The organism is Micromonospora citrea, from assembly GCF_900090315.1.
GTDB classification, from domain to species: Bacteria; Actinomycetota; Actinomycetes; order Mycobacteriales; family Micromonosporaceae; genus Micromonospora; species Micromonospora citrea.
Map to the genome: position 1 here is coordinate 5,612,340 of NZ_FMHZ01000002.1, position 18,732 is coordinate 5,631,071.

At 75.5% G+C, this 18,732-nt stretch carries 18 protein-coding genes; 9 read left to right on the forward strand and 9 right to left on the reverse strand.

The genetic code is table 11. From position 1 onward, the window contains the following. The first annotated feature begins 55 nt into the window (after positions 1-55). From GA0070606_RS25705 to GA0070606_RS32695, 4 genes are all read left to right on the forward strand, one after another. Positions 56-613 carry a TetR/AcrR family transcriptional regulator gene (locus GA0070606_RS25705; protein ID WP_091105241.1) on the forward strand — a complete coding sequence of 186 codons (558 nt, stop codon included), beginning with the start codon at positions 56-58 and terminating at the stop codon, positions 611-613. A gap of 81 nt (positions 614-694) precedes the next feature. Beyond that, complete coding sequence (locus GA0070606_RS25710) at positions 695-1,348, forward strand: acVLRF1 family peptidyl-tRNA hydrolase (RefSeq protein ID WP_091105245.1); 654 nt, start codon at positions 695-697, stop codon at positions 1,346-1,348. Between the two features lie 123 nt (positions 1,349-1,471). Next, positions 1,472-2,824 (forward strand): helix-turn-helix domain-containing protein, encoded by a 1,353-nt coding sequence (locus GA0070606_RS25715; RefSeq protein WP_091105248.1) that lies wholly within the window; start codon positions 1,472-1,474, stop codon positions 2,822-2,824. Next, positions 2,821-4,155: a helix-turn-helix domain-containing protein gene (locus GA0070606_RS32695; protein ID WP_091105251.1), complete on the forward strand. Its 1,335-nt coding sequence runs from the start codon at positions 2,821-2,823 to the stop codon at positions 4,153-4,155. Before GA0070606_RS25715 ends, GA0070606_RS32695 begins: the two co-directional genes overlap by 4 nt. 144 nt (positions 4,156-4,299) lie before the next feature. Here the strand turns inward: GA0070606_RS32695 and GA0070606_RS25725 are convergent, their stop codons facing one another. Then, positions 4,300-5,136 carry a dioxygenase family protein gene (locus tag GA0070606_RS25725; protein WP_091105255.1) on the reverse strand — a complete coding sequence of 279 codons (837 nt, stop codon included), beginning with the start codon at positions 5,134-5,136 and terminating at the stop codon, positions 4,300-4,302. Between the two features lie 106 nt (positions 5,137-5,242). Continuing rightward, complete coding sequence (locus GA0070606_RS25730) at positions 5,243-6,223, reverse strand: helix-turn-helix domain-containing protein (protein WP_218106052.1); 981 nt, start codon at positions 6,221-6,223, stop codon at positions 5,243-5,245. A gap of 215 nt (positions 6,224-6,438) precedes the next feature. On the opposite strand from GA0070606_RS25730, the gene GA0070606_RS25735 reads away from it, so the two are divergent. Further along, entirely contained in the window at positions 6,439-7,779 is a 1,341-nt protein-coding gene (locus tag GA0070606_RS25735; protein ID WP_091105257.1) for a carbohydrate-binding protein, read from the forward strand. A gap of 95 nt (positions 7,780-7,874) precedes the next feature. Here the strand turns inward: GA0070606_RS25735 and ypfJ are convergent, their stop codons facing one another. Beyond that, complete coding sequence (gene ypfJ / locus GA0070606_RS25740) at positions 7,875-8,792, reverse strand: KPN_02809 family neutral zinc metallopeptidase (RefSeq protein ID WP_091105259.1); 918 nt, start codon at positions 8,790-8,792, stop codon at positions 7,875-7,877. Between the two features lie 244 nt (positions 8,793-9,036). Here ypfJ and GA0070606_RS25745 point away from each other — a divergent pair, with 244 nt between their 5' ends. From GA0070606_RS25745 to GA0070606_RS25760, 4 genes are all read left to right on the forward strand, one after another. Further along, positions 9,037-10,641, forward strand: a complete 1,605-nt coding sequence (locus GA0070606_RS25745) for an ABC-F family ATP-binding cassette domain-containing protein (protein ID WP_091105261.1) — start codon at positions 9,037-9,039, stop codon at positions 10,639-10,641. 234 nt (positions 10,642-10,875) lie between these two features. Then, positions 10,876-11,103 (forward strand): helix-turn-helix domain-containing protein, encoded by a 228-nt coding sequence (locus GA0070606_RS25750; RefSeq protein ID WP_007462679.1) that lies wholly within the window; start codon positions 10,876-10,878, stop codon positions 11,101-11,103. 46 nt (positions 11,104-11,149) lie between these two features. Further along, positions 11,150-11,917, forward strand: a complete 768-nt coding sequence (locus tag GA0070606_RS25755) for an enoyl-CoA hydratase/isomerase family protein (protein ID WP_091105264.1) — start codon at positions 11,150-11,152, stop codon at positions 11,915-11,917. Positions 11,918-12,029: 112 nt separating this feature from the next. Further along, positions 12,030-14,009: an ABC transporter ATP-binding protein gene (locus GA0070606_RS25760; protein WP_091105266.1), complete on the forward strand. Its 1,980-nt coding sequence runs from the start codon at positions 12,030-12,032 to the stop codon at positions 14,007-14,009. A gap of 114 nt (positions 14,010-14,123) precedes the next feature. On the opposite strand, the gene mug is transcribed toward GA0070606_RS25760, so the two are convergent. The 6 genes from mug to GA0070606_RS25790 form a co-directional block, all read right to left on the reverse strand. After that, on the reverse strand, positions 14,124-14,750 hold the full coding sequence (gene mug, locus GA0070606_RS25765) for a G/U mismatch-specific DNA glycosylase (RefSeq protein ID WP_091105268.1): 627 nt from the start codon (positions 14,748-14,750) through the stop codon (positions 14,124-14,126). Beyond that, on the reverse strand, positions 14,750-15,517 hold the full coding sequence (locus GA0070606_RS25770; RefSeq protein ID WP_091105270.1) for an SDR family oxidoreductase: 768 nt from the start codon (positions 15,515-15,517) through the stop codon (positions 14,750-14,752). The genes mug and GA0070606_RS25770 overlap by 1 nt, the downstream gene beginning before the upstream one ends. Before the next feature lie 55 nt (positions 15,518-15,572). Continuing rightward, on the reverse strand, positions 15,573-16,019 hold the full coding sequence (locus GA0070606_RS25775) for an SCO6045 C-terminal-like domain-containing protein (RefSeq protein ID WP_091105272.1): 447 nt from the start codon (positions 16,017-16,019) through the stop codon (positions 15,573-15,575). Continuing rightward, the gene (locus GA0070606_RS25780; protein WP_091105275.1) at positions 16,016-16,834 is read right to left on the reverse strand and encodes an MbnB/TglH/ChrH family RiPP precursor modification enzyme; all 819 of its coding nucleotides are present in this window, start codon (positions 16,832-16,834) and stop codon (positions 16,016-16,018) included. The genes GA0070606_RS25775 and GA0070606_RS25780 overlap by 4 nt, the downstream gene beginning before the upstream one ends. Continuing rightward, the gene (locus GA0070606_RS25785; RefSeq protein ID WP_091105278.1) at positions 16,831-17,742 is read right to left on the reverse strand and encodes a TIGR04222 domain-containing membrane protein; all 912 of its coding nucleotides are present in this window, start codon (positions 17,740-17,742) and stop codon (positions 16,831-16,833) included. Before GA0070606_RS25785 ends, GA0070606_RS25780 begins: the two co-directional genes overlap by 4 nt. Before the next feature lie 343 nt (positions 17,743-18,085). Further along, the gene (locus GA0070606_RS25790; RefSeq protein WP_091105281.1) at positions 18,086-18,658 is read right to left on the reverse strand and encodes a TetR/AcrR family transcriptional regulator; all 573 of its coding nucleotides are present in this window, start codon (positions 18,656-18,658) and stop codon (positions 18,086-18,088) included. Positions 18,659-18,732 lie beyond the last annotated feature (74 nt).

Genomic DNA, 18,732 nt, shown 5'->3' on the forward strand with positions numbered 1-18,732 from the left:
CGGAGACGTTACACGACACCTGTCGCATAAACCACGGGTGTCGTATAGTCTCGGGGTGACCTCCTCCGACCCCCGCGCCCGGCGGACCCGGGCCAGGCTGCGGGCGGCCGTCCTCGACCTGGCCGCCGAGCGGGAGCTGGGCGACATCACGATCGCCGAGGTGGCCAAGCGGGCCGGGGTGAACCGCGCGACGACCTACCTCCACTTTCCCGACCTGGACGCGCTCGTCACCGACGCGATGGAGGAGGCGGTCGCCCAGGTGGCGCGCGCCGCGGCGCTCTGCCCGCTGGACGCCCCGCGCGACGAGCCGCCGCAGCCGCTGCGCGACCTCTTCGACACGGTCGCCGCCAACGCGGTCCTCTACCGTCGGATGCTGTCACCGCACGGCAGCGCCCGCTTCGCGGCGACCCTGCGGGACCGGCTCGCCGCCGAACTGCGGCGGAGCCTTGAGGCGCGGTCCCGTCCCCGTGGCACGGACGACGTGCCGGTGGACGTCCACGCCGCCTACCTCGCCGGCGCCCTGACCGGCGTCATCGCCACCTGGACGGCGGCGGGGGCCCCGGCCGGCGCGGCCGACACGGCACTCGCGACGTGGCGGTTGCTCCGTGGTTGACGACGGTGCCGTCGTCGGCACCCAAGTGGCGCAGGCCCGCCCGGTCCCGCTCACCAGGCGTACGTCATTCGGGAGGTTGTCGTGGTCGGCAGGCCGGCGGTAGGCGGAGGTCGATGGGTCGAGGTGGATCCGGGCCGGGTCGCCCGCTGGGTCGCCGGCTTCGCCGACCGGCACGGCCCGCCCACCACCGCCGAGCAGGCGTACGGCCTGCTGCTGGCCGCCCCGGACGGCGCGACCGCCGAGCTGCACACCCCGCCCGGCGCGCGAGCCGCCTCGGACGTGCCCGGGTTCGCCGCCGCCGCGCTCACGCCCCGCCGCATCGGTCTGCTGCTGGCCCGCAAGGGCGCGGTGGCCGTCGGCGTGGCGGCGGGGGAGGAGCTCGTGGTCTCCAAGGTGGACACCCGATACGTGCAGGGCCGCACCGCCGCCGGCGGCTGGTCCCAGCAGCGCTTCGCCCGGCGCCGCGACAACCAGGCGAAGGCGGCGCTGGGCGACGCCGCCGACCTGGCCGTACGCCTGCTGCTGCCGGAGGCGTCGTCGCTGAGTGCGCTGGTCTGCGGCGGCGACCGGCGGGCGGTGGACACCGTGCTCGCCGACCGGCGGCTCGCCCCGCTCGCCGCCCTCCGCGCCGAGCGCCTGCTCGACGTCCCCGAGCCCCGGCGCGCGGTGCTGGTCGCGGCCGTGGCCGCTGCCCGGGCGGTCCGGATCCTGGTACGCGATCCCGCGCCGTCCTGATCCGGGATCCCGCGCCGTCCTGATCCGCGGGCCACGACGGCCCGGGCCGATGGACGCCGCTCGGGACGGCCGGCCGGCCGGCGGTCGCACTAGGCTGGTCGCGAGGGTCGGGAAGGAGCCGGGATGGCGGAGACGGCTGCGGCCGACGTCGTCGTGGTCGGTGCCGGGACCACCCCCGACGACGAGCTGGTGGTGGAGAGCCTGGGCCACCGGATCAGGCGGCTGCGGGCGGCCCGGGGCCTGACCCAGCAGCAGGTGGTCGGCACCCGCTACACCCGCGCGTTCCTCGGCGCGGTGGAGTCGGGCGCGCGGGCGCCCAGCCCCGAGGCGCTGGCATACTTCGCGGACCGGCTCGGGCTGCCGGTGGACGACCTGCGGTACGGCCGACCGGCCGACGCGGCAGACCGGCTCGCGGCTGAGCACGCCGCGGCCCGGCGCGCTCTCTCCGCCGGCCGGCTGGACGCCGCCGAGCGGGCGTTGGCCGGGATACGCCGTCGGGCGGAGCACTACGGACTCTCCGAACTGGCCGGTTGGGCCGAATACCACCTGGCGGAGGCGCAACTGCACCGGGGGCGGACGGAGGACGCCGCCGCCGGCTACGACGAGCTGGCGAAGGCGCTGCCCGACGGGTGTCCGGCGCTGCGCGCGGCGGTGCTGGCCCGGCAGGCGTACTGCCTGCTGGTCACCGGGGACGCCCCTCGGGCGGTGGCGATGCTGGAGGGTGGGCTGCGGTGCCTGCGGGCGGCGCCGCCGGTGGACGCCGACGCCGAGCTGCGGTTGACCAACGCGTTGATGTACACGTACCTCGAACTGAGCTGGCGCGAGCGGGCCCGCCGGCTGGAGCGGGAGGTGACGCCCCTGCTCGACCGGGTGGGCAACCGGGAATGGGTGGCGCAGTTCCACGCCGTCGCCGGGCAGTTGCGCCGCGACGGGGAGCTGGCCGAGGCGGACCGGCACCTGCGGGAGGCCGCCCGGGGCTACGCCGAACTGGGGCTGACCCGCGAGATCGCGCTGTGCCGCTGGGCCCGTGGCTACGTGCTGCTGCGGGCCGGGCGGCCGGCGGAGGCGGGGGCGGAGCTGCGGGCCGCCCGGGAGATGCTGGGTGCCGTCGGCGCGGTGCTCGACCACGCCGGGGCGACGTTGGAGCTGGCCGAGGCGCGCCGGCGGGAGGGCGCCCTCGACGAGGCGGGCGAGCTGGCCGAGGAGGCCGCCCGGACGTGTGCCGCCTGCGACCACCGCGAACTCATGGCCGAGGCCGACCGGGTACGCGGACTGGTGCGGGCCGCCCAGGGCGACGACGACCAGGCGCGGCGGCTGTTGTCGCGCGCGGTCGACCGGTACGAGCGGGCCGGCCTGATGGGGGACGTGGTGATCACCTGCCGTCACCTCGCCGAGCTGCTGCTGGGCCGGTCGGAGCGGGACGCGGCCGCTGCGGTGCTGCGCCGGGGTCTGCGCGCGGCGGAGCGCCTGTCGTGACCGGGCCGGCGCCCGCCGTGGTGGGTGACGCGGCTCGGGGCGGGCTGGGCGCGCGACTCCACCGGTTGCGTACGGAGCGGGGCCTGACCCAGCGCGCCCTCGCGGAGCCCCGGTACACCGCGGCCTACGTCTCCGCCGTGGAGGGCGGGCGCCGGGTGCCCTCCGCCGACGCCGTCGCCCACTTCGCCGAGCGGCTCGGCGTGACCCCCGGGGACCTGGCCACCGGCCGCTCGCCGGCCGAGGCGGTACGCCTTCGGCTCCGGCTGGTCGGCACGGACCTGGCCGGGGCGGCGGGCGACCCGAGCGCCGTCCTCCGGGAGGTGGCAGTGGCCGCCGTCGACCTGGCGGAGCCGGTGCTGGCCGGCAGGGCCCGGCTCGGTCTGGCCCGCGCCGCGCTGCGCCGGGGCGATCCCGACGCCGCGTCGGTCGAGGTGGACCGGGCGGAGGAGCTGCTGGCGGGGGCGTCACCGCACGTGCGTGCGGAGGTGGCGGCCGGCCGCGCGGCGGTGGCGTGTCACGCCGGCGATCCCCGGTACGCCCGCTACCTGCTCACCGAGGCGCGGGACGCGCTGACCCGGGAGGGCTATCCGGACCCGTCGGCCCTGCTGGCCCTGCACGCCGAGCTGGTGCTCTGCCACGTCGCGCTCGGCGACGGGGACGCGGCGGCGGAGGACGCCGCGCGGGCCCTGGCCCTGGCGGTGCTGCCCGCGCCGGCGCAGGTGGCGGAGCTGCACCTGACCGTCGCCCGCTCGCTGCTCGCCGCGAAACGGACGGCGGAGGCCGAGGCCGCCGCCGAGCAGGCCCGTCAGGCGGCCCGGCAGGTCGCCATGGGGGTGCAGTTGGCGTGCTGCCGCAGGGCCCGGGGGCAGGGCCGGCGGGCCGCGGGCGACCTGGCCGGCGCGCTCGCCGACCTGGCCGACGCGCACGCGGCGCTGGCCGCCGCCGGGCGGCGGGTCCTGGCCGGGGACGTCGGAGTGGAGTTGGCCGAGGTCCACCATGCCCTGGGCCAGCCCGAGCGCGCCGAAGCGCTGCTGCGCGACGCCGCCGACCCGGGTGGCGACGTGGTGGTGGCGGCCCGCGCCGAGCGGGTACGCGGACTGCTGCGGGCCGACGCCGGGGACCGGGCCGGCGCCGAGCGGCACCTGCGGGCGGCGATCGCCGGCTACCGGGCGGCCGGGCGGCGCCGGGAGCTGGCCGGAGTGGTCCTGCTGCTGGCCGACCGGCTGGACGGGTGGGGCCGGTCCGGCGACGCGCTCGACCTGCTCCGCGACGGACTGCACCAGGTGGAGCAGCTCGGCGAGCGGGTCGCCGCGCTCCGCGCCACGGCCTGACCCGGCCGGCCCGCGCCGGGCCGGGCCGTCGCACGCGCCGGCGCGTCCGGTCCACCGCCCCGGGCGACCGGTCCGTCCGGGGCGACCGGTCGCCCGTCCGCGACCCACGACAAGACGGGCGACCGGTCCGTTCACGGTCCCGCGTCAGTCGCGGGCCCAGAGCGCCGGCGTGTGCGGCGGCTCCCAGCCGGGCTGGGCGGTGTGCGCCTGGAGACACCGGTAGCCCAGGCCGCCGTACGTCACCCGGGCGCCCGCCGGGTACGCGGTGCCGGGTGCCCAGGTGCCGCCGGGCGCGGTGCCGGTCGGGGTGGGGGTGGGGCCGGAGGTGACGTTCAGGACGAAGTCGAAGGTGGCCTCCCGACCGCCGTCCACCGCACGCACCGTCATGAGCAGGGCGGGGTCGAAGATCGGGTCGGTGTTGTTGCGCGGTTCGCCGGGGAAGTACAGCTGGGTGGTGAGCACCGGCCGGTTGGGCGCCTGCGCCTTGACGTGGATGTGCCGCGTCCGTCCGGGATAGAGGCCGGGCACGATCGTGGTGAGCCGGTACGCGCCCGACGCGTCGGTGAACTGGTGGCCGCGCAGCCGGTAGCCGGTGTTGTCGTAGGCGCCGTTGGCGTCGGCCTGCCAGAAGTCCAGCAGCGCGCCGGCAACCGGCCGGCAGTCCAGCCCGAAGACGTGGCCGACGACGGTGAGCCGGGTGCCGACCACGCCGGCCTCGACCAGGGAGGTGCGCCGCGGCGAGTTCGGCTTGAAGTAGGGGCCCTCCATCTGCTCCGGCGTCGGGTCGTCGCCGTCGTCGCAGTACGGGGTCAGGGGCGGTGGCGACGCGGTCGCCCCCGCGCCCGAACCCTGTGCGGCGCCGGCGACGAGGAACGGGGCGGGCAGCGCCAGCGCCGCCACCTTCAGCACGCTCTTGCGTGTCACGCCGCTGCGGGGGCCGGGGTCGCCGGGCTCCTGCGCGTCGCTCGGTGCACCGTTCATGAGCGCTCCTCCTCGTGGGACATCGGATCTTCCGGCCCGGCCGGCCCGTGGGCCCGCGACGCCGGGTGGGCCGGCGCGGCCGGCGATCCGACGGTATTGACCGACGTCAGGGCGCGTCGATGTGCCGCGGGCCGCGGTCGTGGTGTTTTCCGCCGTGCCGTCGGAACGCGCCGGGGGAGTCGCCGACCTCGCGGCGGAAGAACCGGCAGAAGTAGGCGGGGTCGGCGAAGCCGAGCCGACCGGCGATGGCGGCCACGGTCAGGTCGGTTCCGGTCAGCAGGCGTTTCGCCTCCAGCACCCGGGCCCGGCGGATCAGCCGGGCGGGGGTGGTGCCGGTGGCCAGCGGCACCGCGTCGTTGAGGTGGCGTACCGACACGCCGATCCGGCGGGCGTACGCGCCGGGCGGCTCGCCGACGAGGTCCGGTTCGGCGAGCAGTTCCTCGAAGCGGCGGGCGATGGCGGCGGCCCGGCGGTTGCGGGTGGTGGCCCCTGGCGGCGGGTCGGGGGCCGGCCGCGTGGGGCGGGCCCGGAGCACCTCGGTGAGCAGGAGGTGCAGGTAGGCCCGGAGGGTGTCTTCGCGGCCCGGCGCGGCCCGGCGGTGTTCGGCGGTCGCCCAGCGGAGCAGGGTGACCACCCTCCTCGCCTGGGTGGCGTCGCGGGGGCGCCAGGAGCGGTTTGTCGAGCGGTGCAGCGCGTCGCGGGCGGCCGGCACGGTGAGCAGGAACTCCGCGGCGCAGAGCAGCACGTGCCCGCGCAGGTCGCGCTGGTCTCGCCAGTGGTGCACCTGGCCCGGGGTGACGACGAACAGGTGTGGCGGCCGGACGGGGTGGGCGTCGAGGTCGATGACGTGCGACGCCCGGCCGTGGGTGACGTACACCAGCTCGTAGAAGGTGTGCCGGTGCGGGAAGTCGGCGCGGGAGAGCGGGCCGATCTCGTCGAAGGTGCCAACGGCGAACGGCACGTCGTCCGGGGCGGGCGCCGCGAGGTGGTGCCGGGGCAGGGCCGGCGGTGGTGCGGCGACGGCCGGTCGTGAGCGGAGGGACGGGGCCGGGCGGGGGGACTCCTCGGGCGGGCGCGACGGGGACACGGGCAACTCCTGCGGCTGACGCGGGACGGATGCAGATCGATCGACGCCTCTATTGACGGCATCGGATGCCTAACCTACGGTAATGGCAACAGAGTTAACAACAAATGTTGCCTCTCTAGTAGCGCACGGCGGGGAGCCCGCCACTTGGCGCTGCGTACCTGCTCATGCCTGGTCGATTCGACCCTCCACATCGTCCTGACCGCGAGGAGACCCCCATGCTCCGCCGAACAGCCACCGTGGCGGCAACTACCCTGAGTGCCGCCTCCCTGGTGCTGACCGTGGCCCTGGCAGCCCATGCCGGCGCCGATCCCACTGCCGCGTCCGCCGCCCCGGTCGCCGCCCCCGAGGGCGTCGCCCCCGAGATGTTCGCCGCCCTGCAGCGGGACCTGCGGCTGACCCCGGCCCAGGCCCGAGCTCGTCTCGACGTCGACGACCGGGCCAGCCGGGTCCAGCGGGTGCTGCGCACCACCCTCGGCGCCCGCTACGGCGGCACCTGGGTCGCGGAGCGGGGCGACGCCGTGTCGGTCGGCGTCACCAGTGCCGCCGACGCCGCCTCCGTCCGCAACCTCGGCGCGCTCCCCGTTCCGGTGACGTACCCCGAGCGTGCCCTGGACGCGGCGGTCGACCGGCTGAACCGCGGGGCCGCCGCCGCGCCGGACGCGGTCGTCGGCTGGTACGCCGACCTGCCCGGCAACGCCGTCGTGGTCCTCGCCCGCGACGGCGGCACGTCCGCCGCCCGCTCCTTCGCGGCCGCCGCCGGGGTGCCGGCCGGCGTGCTGCGCGTCCGCGCCAGCACGGAGGACCCGAGGCCGTACGCGGACGTGATCGGCGGCAACGCCTACTACACCGGCAGCAGCCGCTGCTCGATCGGGTTCTCGGTCAACGGCGGCTTCGTCACCGCCGGCCACTGTGGCCGGGCCGGCGCCCGCACCTCGCAACCGGGCGGCACGGTGCGTGGCTCCACGTTCCCCGGCCGCGACTACGCCTGGGTGCAGGTGGACGCTGGGAACACCCCGCGCGGGCTGGTGAACGACTACCGGGGCGGGACGGTGGCCGTGGCCGGCAGCGTCGAGGCCGCGGTGGGCGCGGCGGTCTGCCGGTCCGGCTCCACCACCGGCTGGCGCTGCGGCACCATCCAGCAGAAGAACGCCTCGGTGACCTACCCCGAGGGCACCGTGAGCGGGCTGACCCGCAGCAACGCCTGCGCCGAGCCGGGCGACTCGGGCGGCTCCTGGATCTCCGGTAACCAGGCCCAGGGCGTGACCTCGGGCGGCTCCGGCAACTGCAGCACCGGCGGCACCATGTACTTCCAGCCCGTCAACCCGATCCTGGCGGCGTACGGGCTGACGCTGGTCACGACCGGAGGCCCCGGCCCGACCCCCACGCCCACCTCGACCGGCACCCCGCCGGGCGGCACGACCTGGCAGGTCGGCACCGCGTACGCCGCCGGCGCGACGGTGGACCACGCCGGGGTCTCCTACCGTTGCCTCCAGGGGCACACCGCGCAGCCCGGGTGGGAGCCGCCGAACGTGCCGGCGCTCTGGCAGCGGCTCTGACCACCGCCTGCGCCACGACGTGTACGGGCCCGGTCGCCACGGCGACCGGGCCCGTACCCTGCGGGCAGGTGGTCAGCCCGCCCGCCTCGCCGTCGTCACAGCGACCCGCCGAAGGTGTCGCAGGACTTCGGGTCGCCGGTGGAGTAGCCCCGGGTGAACCACTGCCGGCGCTGCTCCGAGGAGCCGTGGGTGAACTCCTCCGGGTTCACCGGCCGGTTCGCCCGCTCGGAGATGGCGTCGTCGCCGATCTTCTCGGCGGTGTCGATGGCCTGCCGGATGTCCTGCTCGGTGATGCTGGTGAAGATCTTCTGACCGCTGGCGTCGGCGGTGCCGGTGGCGTTCTTGGCCCAGGCGCCGGCGTAGCAGTCGGCCTGCAGCTCCAGCTTCACCGACAGCGCGTTGGCGTTGTCGGGGTCGCGCTGCTGCTGGCGGCGCATCTGGGCCTCGGTGCCGAGCAGGTCCTGCACGTGGTGGCCGTACTCGTGGGCGAGCACGTACGGCTGGGCGAACTCGCCCTCCGCGCCGAGCTGCCGCGCGAGCACCTGGTAGAAGGTGAGGTCGATGTAGACCTGGTCGTCGGCGGGGCAGTAGAACGGGCCGACGCCGGAGTCGGCCTGCCCGCAGGCGGTGCTGACGCCCTGGCTGAAGAACACCGTCTTCGACGGGCGGTACTGCTCGCCGAACGCCTGGGGCAGGGCCTTCTGCCAGTACGCCTGGATGGAGTTGACGTAGAGCGTGTTGCGGCAGTCGAGCTGCTGGAGCGCGTCCTCGGCCGAGCACTTCTGCTCCAGCGACGTGTTGTCGCCCTGCGGCTCGTCGCCGCCGTTGGTGGCGGCGTTCAGGCCGAAGCCGCCGCCGACGAGGGCGACGAGCACGGCGATGACGAGGCCGACGATGCCGCCCCGGCCGCCGCCGATCGGGATGGGGATGCCGCCCAGCCCACCGCCTCCGCCGGATCCTCGCCGGTCGTCCACCTGGCTGGTGTCGATCCGCGCGTTCTCGTTCAGCTCCATGTCTACCCCGATCACCGTTCGATCCGTCTTGGTGGCTGCGGTACCGGACCGGGTCCGGACGGCGTTTCCGGTACCCGATGATCTTGGTCGGTAATCCGGAGGGGCGGCCGGGCGACGCCCGGTACACTTGCCCCGTGCTGCTCTGCGAAGGCTGAACCGCCCCGCGCCGACGGGCCTCGTGCTCGCCGGCGCTTTCGCGTGCCCTGAGTCAGCCCTTCCAGACCCCGAGAGCGAGTCCTCCGACATGATCACTGCCACCGGCCTGGAGCTGCGCGCCGGCGCCCGCATCCTGCTGTCCGACACCACGCTGCGCGTGCAGCCGGGTGACCGGATTGGCCTGGTCGGCCGCAACGGCGCCGGCAAGACCACCACGCTCAAGGTGCTCGCCGGCGAGGGGCAGCCGTACGCCGGGCAGATCGACCGGCGCAGCGCCATCGGCTACCTCCCGCAGGACCCGCGCACCGGCGACCTGGAGGTCACCGGCCGCGACCGGGTCCTCTCCGCCCGGGGTCTGGACGTGCTGATGGCCCAGATGAAGGAGATCGAGGCCAAGCTCGCCGACGGCGCCGACGACAGGCTGGTCCGCCGCTACGGCGCGCTGGAGGACCAGTTCGCCTCCCTCGGCGGGTACGCGGCCGAGGCCGAGGCCGCCCGGATCTGCGCCAACCTCGGGCTGCCGGACCGGGCGCTCGCCCAGACCATCGGCACGCTCTCCGGCGGCCAGCGCCGCCGCATCGAGCTGGCCCGGATCCTGTTCCGCGACGCCGGCGAGAACGGCGGCGGCATCCTGCTGCTCGACGAGCCGACCAACCACCTCGACGCCGACTCGATCACCTGGCTGCGCGGCTTCCTCGCCAACCACAAGGGCGGCCTGATCGTGATCTCCCACGACGGCTCGCTGCTGGAGTCGGTGGTCAACAAGGTGTGGTTCCTCGACGCCACCCGCTCCGTGGTCGACGTCTACAACCTGGGCTGGAAGGCCTACCTGGAGGCCCGCGAGACCGACGAGCGGCGCCGCCGCCGCGAACGGGCCAACGCCGAGAAGAAGGCCGGCGCGCTGATGGCACAGGCCGACAAGATGCGGGCCAAGGCCACCAAGACCGTCGCCGCGCAGAACATGGCCCGCCGCGCCGAGAAGCTGATCTCCGGACTGGAGGAGGTACGCGTCGCCGACAAGGTGGCGAAGGTGCGCTTCCCCAGCCCGGCCCCGTGCGGCAAGACGCCGCTCACCGCGACGGGCCTGTCCAAGTCGTACGGCTCGCTGGAGATCTTCACCGACGTGAACGTGGCGGTGGACCGGGGCTCGCGGGTCGCCATCCTCGGGCTCAACGGCGCCGGCAAGACCACCCTGCTGCGGATGCTCGGCGGCCTGCTGGAGCCGGACACCGGCGAGGTGCACGCCGGGCACGGCCTGCGGCTGGGCTACTACGCGCAGGAACACGAGACCCTCGACGTGGACCGGACGGTGCTGGAGCACATGCGCAGCGCCGCCATCGAGCAGACCGACACCGAGCTGCGCAAGATCCTCGGCGCGTTCCTCTTCTCCGGCGAGGACGTGGACAAGCCGGCCGGGGTCCTCTCCGGCGGCGAGAAGACCCGGCTGGCCCTGGCCACCCTGGTCTGCTCCGGCGCGAACGTGCTGCTGCTCGACGAGCCGACGAACAACCTCGACCCGGTTAGCCGGGAGCAGGTGCTCGACGCCATCGCCCGCTACCCGGGCGCGATCGTGCTGGTCACCCACGACCCCGGCGCGGTCATGGCACTGAAGCCCGACCGCGCCATCCTGCTTCCCGACGGCGACGAGGACGCCTGGAGCGACGACCTCCTGGAACTGGTCGAACTCGCCTGACCCCGCCTCTGCCCCTGTCCTCCCGTCGCCCGGGCGGCGGGGTGCCCGCCCGTCGGTGTCGCCCGGGCGGCGGCGCGGGCCGGTGCTCCGGTCGGCAGGATCACTCTATCGGGAAGATGACAACGCATAGCGTGTCGGTTGGCGAAGAGTTGATATCTGGCGCATGATCGTTCGAGGCGGTCTAATAGGTGGGACCGTATCCGAACCGCACAGTCTGGGACGTGAGGACACAGCATGGCAGCCACTGGCACAGCCACCAGCACTGAGAAGGGTCGCCGGATCGTCGGAGCCGAGCGTCAGACGCTCGCCAAGGACCTGGTAAAGCGGTACACCTCGGGTGAGAGCATCCGCGCGCTCGCGGCCTCGACCGGCCGTTCCTACGGGTTCATCCACCGGGTGCTCACCGAGTCCGGGGTTCAGCTGCGGCAGCGTGGCGGCGCCCGGCGTCGCAAGAAGGCATGATCCGCCCACCAGCGTCGTCCATCAGCGCCGCGCCCCGGGTCGCCCCTTGAGTTCAGAGGCGACCGGGGTTCGGCTGGAGTGCGACGGGCCGGTCGCGACGGTCACGCTGTGCCGGCCCGACGTGCTCAACGCCCAGACCCCGGCGATGTGGCACGCGATGAGCGAGTTCGCCCGGAATCTCCCCGGCGACGTGCGTGTCGTGGTCGTCCGCGGCGAGGGGCGGGCGTTCTCCGCCGGCCTCGACCTGACGGTGGCCGGGGCGTCCGGGCCGGGCTCGTTCGCCGAGCTCGCCACCCTGCCCGAGCACGAGTGTGCCGACCGGATCGGGGAGATGCAGGGCGGCTTCACCTGGCTGCACCGGCCCGACATCGTCTCCGTCGCCGCCGTGCAGGGCCACGCGATCGGCGCCGGGTTCCAGCTGGCGCTCGCCTGCGACCTGCGGGTGCTCGCCGAGGACGCGAAGTTCTCCATGGCCGAGGTGACGCTCGGCCTGGTGCCGGATCTCGCCGGCACCAAGCGCCTGGTCGACCTGGTCGGCTACAGCCGCGCGCTGGAGATCTGCGCCACCGGCCGGCGGATGGACGCCGCCGAAGCGGACCGGATCGGCCTGGCCACGGTGGTGGTGCCGAACGCCGACCTGGACGCCGCGGTGCGCGACCTGACCGCCGGGCTGCTGGCCAACAACCGCAACGCGGTGGTGGAGATCAAGGCGCTGCTGGCCGGCGCCGTCGGTCGGTCGGCCGCCGAGCAGCAGCGGGCCGAGCGTGAGGCGCAGACCCGGCGGCTGCGCGACCTCGCGGGTCGGGGAGAATAGTAAGGACCGTTCGGGAAGATCCGGGTTACGACCGAGGTTGTCAGAGTCGTCGGGAGAATTGACCTGACGGTGTGGTCGACCCGACGACCCGGAGGTGAAAGTGTCCAACCCGATGTCCGGTGGCGGCATGGCCGGTTGGAGCATGCTCCGGTCGATGCGCAGCCGCGACGAGATCTCCACCCACCGGCTCAAGCGCGGCGTGGCCCGCCGGATCGTGGCCTTCGCCCGGCCCTACCGCCGGGACATCGTCGTGTTCCTGGTGACCGTGGTGCTGGCCGCGATCATCGGCGTGGCCACCCCGGTGCTGGCCGGCGACGTGATCGACGCGATCAGCCGGGGCGGCTCGGGGGCCGGCGACCTGGTGGTCCGGTTGGCCCTGGTCATCGCGGCGCTCGCGGTGGCCGACGCGCTGCTCTCCCTGGCCCAGCGGTGGTATTCGGCCCGCATCGGCGAGGGCATCATCCTCGACCTGCGCACCCGGGTCTACGACCACGTCCAGCGGATGCCGCTGCAGTTCTTCACCCGCACCCAGACCGGCGCGCTGGTCAGCCGGCTCAACAACGACGTGCTCGGCGCACAGCGGGCGTTCACGTCGACGCTGTCGGGCGTGGTCAGCAACGTCATCCAGCTGGTGCTCACCGCCGCCGTGATGTTCACCCTGTCCTGGCAGATCACGGCGCTGTCGCTGGTGCTGCTGCCGGTGTTCATCATCCCGGCCCGACGGGTCGGCAAGCGGCTCGCCGAGATCACCCGCGAGTCCTACAACCTCGACGCCAAGATGAACGCCACGATGACCGAGCGCTTCGGTGTGTCGGGGGCGCTGCTGGTGAAGCTCTTCGGCCGGCCGGAGGTGGAGGCGCGTCGGTTCGCCGGGCGGGCCGAGCGGGTCCGCGACATCGGCATCCAGTCCGCGATGTACTCGCGGACCTTCTTCGTCGCCATGCTGCTGGTCGCCTCACTGGCCCAGGCGCTCACCTACGGCCTGGGCGGCTGGCTCGCCGTCACCGGCAACGTCAGCGCCGGCACCGTGGTGACCCTCGCGCTGCTGCTCACCCGCCTCTACGGCCCGCTGACCGCGCTGTCCAACGTGCGCGTCGACGTGATGAGCGCGCTGGTCTCCTTCGACCGGGTCTTCGAGGTGCTCGACCTGAGGCCCAGCATCGAGGAGAAGCCCGACGCTGTTCCGGTGCCGCGCGGCAGCGGTCGGGTGGAGTTCCGCGAGGTGCGGTTCCGCTATCCCAGCGCCGCCGAGATCTCGCTGGCCTCGCTGGAGGAGGTCGCCGCGCTGGACCGTACGGTCAACGAGCCGGTACTCAAGGGCGTCTCGTTCGCCGTCGAGCCGGGGCAGATGGTGGCGCTGGTGGGCCCCTCCGGCGCCGGCAAGTCGACGCTGTCCATGCTGATCTCCCGGATCTACGACGTCACCGACGGGCAGGTGCTGGTCGGCGGGGTGGACGTCCGCGACGCCACCCTCGACTCGCTGCGCGACGAGATCGGCGTGGTCACGCAGGATTCGCACCTGTTCCACGAGACCATCGCCGAGAACCTGCGCTACGCCAAGCCGGACGCCACGGACGACGAGATCTGGGCGGCCCTGGCCGGCGCGCAGGTCGCCGACCTGGTCCGGTCGCTGCCGGAAGGGCTGGACACCCTCGTCGGTGAGCGGGGCTACCGCTTCTCCGGCGGCGAGAAGCAGCGCATCGCCATCGCCCGGCTGCTGCTCAAGGCCCCGTCGATCGTGATCCTCGACGAGGCGACCGCGCACCTCGACTCCGAGAGCGAGGCGGCGGTGCAGCGGGCGCTCGCGGTGGCGCTGACCGGGCGTACGGCGTTGGTGATCGCGCACCGGCTCTCCACGGTCCGCGACGCCGACCAGATCCTGGTCCTCGACGACGGGCGGATCGTCGAGCGGGGCCGGCACGAGGAGCTGGTCGCCGTGGGCGGCCTCTACGCCGAGCTCTACCGCACCCAGTTCGCGGTGGCCGACTCTCCCACCCCGTACGGCGACGCGACGGGCCCCGAGCCGGTGGCCGTGCCGCCGCTGCGGCCCTACCTCGCCGACGAGGCACTGCCACCGGCCGCAGCCAACTGACCTCGGCCGGCGGTGCCGACCGACGTCTCGGCCGGCACGAATCTGCCGGCGGCGGCCGGCGGGTAAGCCGGCGGCGGGCGATCGGCGCCGGGGTCGGCGGGGCGGACGGCGGCCTCAGCCGGTGACGACCGCCGCCCGTAACTCCCCGAACGCGGCGCCGAGCGTCTCGGGGGTGAAGTGCGCGTTCAGGCCGCTGGGGTTGGGCAGCACCCAGAGCCGGGCGTCGGCCAGGGGCTCCGGCTGCGGCCCGAAGGCGGCCTTCGGCCGCGCGAACCCGATCCGGTACGCGGTCACCCCGACCACGGCGACCCACCGGGGCCGGTACCGCGCGACCTTGCCGGCGAGGATCTGCGCCCCCTCGACCAGTTCGGCCGGGGTCAGCTCGTCCGCCCGGGCGCTGGCGCGCGCCACCATGTTGGTGATGCCGAGGCCGAGGCCGGGTAGTTCGTGCTGCTCGCTCGGGTGCTGCAGCCGGGGCGTGAAACCGCCCCGGTGCAGTGCCGGCCAGAACCGGTTGCCCGGCCGGGCGAAGTGCCAGCCGGTCGCGGCCGACCACAGGCCCGGGTTGATCCCGACGAAGAGCACGTCCAGCCCGGGGGCGATGACGTCGGGAATGGTGCGCTCCGCCGCCGCGGCGAGTTCGTCGCGGGTGGGGCGCGGGTGCCGCCCGGCCGCGTCCCCCGCCCCGGCCCGCCGCCCAGCCGGGGAGTCGGGGGCCGGCCGGGCGGGGGTACCGGCCACTACAGGCCCCGCAGCGCGCCGCCGTCGACCGGCACGGTGACCCCGGTGAGGTAGCTCGCGGCGGGGGAGAGCACGAACGCGGCCACCCGGCCGAACTCGGCGGGGGCGCCGATGCGGCGCAGCGGGATGCCCGCCTCGGCCTCCGCGCGGGCCCGCTCGGGGTCGCCGGTGGCGGCGAAGAGCTCGACGTTGCGGTCGGTCATGATCCGACCGGGCAGCAGCCCGAGCACCCGCACGCCGCGGGGGCCGTACTCGTCGGCGACGTCCTTGGCCATGCCCGCCAGGCCGGGCCGCAGGCCGTTGGAGATGCCCAGCCCGGGCAGGGGCGAACGCACCGAGGTCGACAGGACCAGCCCGATCGCGCCGCCGTCGCCCTCGGCCAGGGCGGTGGCGATCGTCCGCACCGCGCGGACGGTGCCCAGGAAGACCGTCTCGAAGGAGCGGCGCCACTGCTCGTCGGTGACCGACGCGGCGCTGCCCGGTGGCGGCCCACCCACCGACACGAGCGCCCCGTCCAGGCGTCCGAAGTGGTTGCGGGCCGCCGCCACCAGCCGCTCCGGCGTCTCGGGGTCGGTCAGGTCGGCGGCCACCCCGACGGCCCGCTCCGGCCCGCCGAGGCGCTGCGCGGCGGCGGCCACCGCGTCGGCGTCGCGGGCGGAGAGCACCACGCGGGCACCGTCGGCGACGAGGCACTCCGCGGTCGCGTGGCCCAGGCCGCGGGAGGCGCCGGTCAACACGTACACCCGATCGGTCAGTCCGAGATCCATGCCGACGATCCTGCCGCACGCGCCGGGATCCGCCAGCCGGGGGCGGCGGGTCGGTTCAGCGGCGGGCGGGGCGCAGCAGGCGTACGCGACCGGCGACCTGCACGGCGACGGCGCCGCCGGCGCGTCCCCACCCGGGCAGGCGGCGCGGCCGCGGCGGCCGGTGGCCGTCGTAGCGGTGGGTCGCCTCCCGCGCGGCCAGCTCCTCCGCGCCCAGCGGCGGCAGCGTGCCCTGACCGCGCAGGTCACGGGCGAGGTCCCAGCCGTCGCGCAGCGAGCCGCGGGTCGGTCGCCGCGCCGCCCACCGGGCGAAGGTCGCCGGCCAGTCGGCGCCGAGACCGGCGGCGAGCAGCGGCCAGTGCCGGGCCACGTCCCCGGCCCGTTTGCGCAGCAGCGCGGCCCGGGCGGCGGCCAGCGCCGCCGGGTCGAAGCCGGGCGGGAGCGGAGCGCCGGCCACCAGCGCCGCGACCAGTGCGGCCTGCCGGTCGGCCAGGTCGCCGCTCACGCCACGGCCGGGAAGCCGGAGGCGGCGGCGAGGGCGTCCAGCTCGGCGCGCAGCGCCGCGGCAGGCGGGTAGTGCCCGTCGCGTTCCAGCAGCAGCGCCGGCGGCCGGTGGCGGGCGCACAGCTCGCGCAGCAGGTCGAGCACCGCCGGGGGCACCGGGTCGGTGTGCGTGTCGTGGTAGAAGCCGCCGTGCTCGGCGCCGCCCGCCACGTGCAGGTAGGCGACCCGGTCCAGCGGCAGCCGGTCGAGCAGCGCGACCGGGTCGGTGCCCCGGTTGTGGGCGTTGGCGTAGACGTTCGCGACGTCGAGCAGCAGGAACGCGCCGGTGCGGTCCAGGATCTCGGTGAGGAAGTCGGCCTCGTCGAGCTCGTCGTCGGGCCAGTCGAACAGGGCCGCGATCGGCTCCAGGGCGATCGGCGCCGGCAACTCCGCCTGGGCGCGGGCGACGTTGGCGCAGACCGCGTCGACCGCCGCCCGGCTGCGGGGCAGCGGCAGCAGGTGGCCGGCCTCGACGCCGCCGGCCCGGACGAACGCGATGTGCTCGCTGACCAGCGGCGCGTCCGTCAGCTCCGCCACCGCCGCCAGGTGGGCGACACGGGCCGGATCGACCGGCTCCGCGCCGCCGAGGGAGAGCCGCACGCCGTGCGGTACGACCGTCACGCCGCGCTCGCGCAGCGCGGCGAGCCCGCCGGGCAGCGGCCCGGCCGCCGGGACGGACTCCGCCACGACCTCCACGAAGCGCAGCCCGGGCAGGTCGGCCACGAAGCCGGAGATCTCCGGCCGCCAGCCGATCCCGACCCCGCGCGGGCCGGTCATCCTCCGCACCCGCCGCCGCCCCCGCCGCCGCAGGAGCTGCCGCCACCGCAGGAGCTGCCGCCACCGCAGGAGCTGCCGCCGCCGCAGCCGGAGGAGCCGCCGGCACTGCTGGCCGCCTGCCGCTGGATCTCGGCCTGCTCGGCGAAGCCGGGGTCCATCGCCCACAGCGACGCGGCGCCGAACAGCGCCACGCCCATCGCGGCGCCCGTCGCGCCGTAGGTGGCGTAGGCGGGGGCCGACGCGGGTGCGAGGTAGGTGTGCTGCTGCCGCAGGCCGCGCAGCTCCCGGGTGGCGGCACGGGTCCGCCTGGGCACCCGGTACAGCAGGACGGCCGCCACGATCAGCGGGAGCTGGCTCAGCACGAGCCAGCCCACCGGCCGGTCGTTCGACAGGCCCGCGAAGATCCGGACGAACCCGACCAGCAGCAGGGCGGAGAGCAGGAACGGGCCTCTGCGCAGGGCCGCCCGCCGGGCCGGCGCGAGCGCCAGCCCGCGCTGCTCCAGGCCGGTCCGGAGCTGGTCCAGCGCCCGGCGTACCCACTCGTCGTGGCGCAGCTCCCGGGTGGTGGCGTGCCGGCTGGCCGCGCGGTGGATCGCCTGGTCCAGCGGGGTGGTCCCGGCCGGCGGCGGACCGCCGGTGGCCAGCCGCCGGTCCGGTCGTACGCCGATCGCCCCGCTGCCGCGCAGCCCGCCGAGCGAGGCCCAGATCGCCAGCTGCTCCCCGCCGTTGAGGTAGGCGACCTGTTGCGGGCCGAGCGGGCCGACGGCACCGGCCGGCGGCCCGGCGAGGACGCGGGCCCGGTGCACGATCGAGGCGACGACGACCACGGCGGCGGCGAGGAGATAGACGCGGAGGAAGAGGGGGCCGGGGATGCCCCAGGTGTCACCCGGTGCGGCGAGGACAAGCATCTGCTGCTCCTGTCGAGCGAGGGGTCGCGGCCTCATTGTGGGGCAGGTCCGCCAGGCCGGACCCACCGCGAGGGGCGAGTTACCGGACCGATACGCGGACGGCCGGACGCGGGGAGGGACGGCGCGGCGGACGGGCTGCCGGCGGGGCGGGGGCGTCGTGCCGGTCAGCGGCGAGAGCCCGCCTCCCCGACCAGGTGGACCGTCGAGCCGGCCAGCGGCGGCGGAACCCGCCGGCCGGGTGGACAGCCGTGCCGGTCAGCGGCGGCGGTACCCGCCGGCCGGGTGGACAGCCGTGCCGGTCAGCGGCGGCGGTACCCGCCGGCCGGGTGGACAGCCGTGCCGGTCAGCGGCGGCGGACCGCCTCCTCGACCAGGTCGAGCACCGGGCCGAGGTCGCCGGCGGGGCGGCCCATCGCCAGGTGCAGCACCAGCCCGTCGTAGGCGAGTTCGAGGAACTGGGCCAGCACGTCGATCGGCACGTCGTCGCGGAGCACGCCGGCCTCCCGCTGGCGGGCCAGCCGCTCGCGGGTCGCCTCGGCGATCGCGGCGGACCGCTGGGCCCACCGCTTCGCGAACGCCGGGTCGGTGCGCAGCCGTCGGGAGACCTCGAGCTGGCTGCCCAGCCAGCCGGTGGTGTCGGGGGAGACCGCGCCGGCCAGCAGGTCCCGCATCACCTGGACCAGACCGTTGCGAGCGACAGTCTCCACCATGGCGGCGGCGTCGTCCTCGGCGACGGCCAGGAAGAGCGAGTCCTTGTCGCGGAAGTGGTGGAAGATCGCGCCCCGGGACAGCCGGGTGGCCTCCTCGAGCCGGCGCACGGTGGCACCCTCGTAGCCGTGCCGCGCGAAACACGCCCGCGCGGCGGCGAGGATCTCCTGCCGGCGCGCGTCGAGCTGGTCCTGGCTTACTCTGGGCACGGGTCGATCGTGTCAGGTCGCCCCTTGTCCTGCAAACCGTACGTACGGCTTGGTTGCGCCGAACGAATGATCAT

What these genes read in the sequence shown, in the direction of transcription:
- GA0070606_RS25715 (WP_091105248.1), top strand. Translation starts at nt 1,472, where the DNA reads ATGGCGGAGACGGCTGCGGCCGACGTCGTCGTGGTCGGTGCCGGGACC.
- GA0070606_RS25725 (WP_091105255.1), bottom strand. Translation starts at nt 5,136, where the DNA reads ATGAACGGTGCACCGAGCGACGCGCAGGAGCCCGGCGACCCCGGCCCC.
- GA0070606_RS25735 (WP_091105257.1), top strand. Translation starts at nt 6,439, where the DNA reads ATGCTCCGCCGAACAGCCACCGTGGCGGCAACTACCCTGAGTGCCGCC.
- ypfJ (WP_091105259.1), bottom strand. Translation starts at nt 8,792, where the DNA reads ATGGAGCTGAACGAGAACGCGCGGATCGACACCAGCCAGGTGGACGAC.
- GA0070606_RS25745 (WP_091105261.1), top strand. Translation starts at nt 9,037, where the DNA reads ATGATCACTGCCACCGGCCTGGAGCTGCGCGCCGGCGCCCGCATCCTG.
- GA0070606_RS25750 (WP_007462679.1), top strand. Translation starts at nt 10,876, where the DNA reads ATGGCAGCCACTGGCACAGCCACCAGCACTGAGAAGGGTCGCCGGATC.
- GA0070606_RS25760 (WP_091105266.1), top strand. Translation starts at nt 12,030, where the DNA reads ATGTCCGGTGGCGGCATGGCCGGTTGGAGCATGCTCCGGTCGATGCGC.
- GA0070606_RS25770 (WP_091105270.1), bottom strand. Translation starts at nt 15,517, where the DNA reads ATGGATCTCGGACTGACCGATCGGGTGTACGTGTTGACCGGCGCCTCC.
- GA0070606_RS25780 (WP_091105275.1), bottom strand. Translation starts at nt 16,834, where the DNA reads ATGACCGGCCCGCGCGGGGTCGGGATCGGCTGGCGGCCGGAGATCTCC.
- GA0070606_RS25785 (WP_091105278.1), bottom strand. Translation starts at nt 17,742, where the DNA reads ATGCTTGTCCTCGCCGCACCGGGTGACACCTGGGGCATCCCCGGCCCC.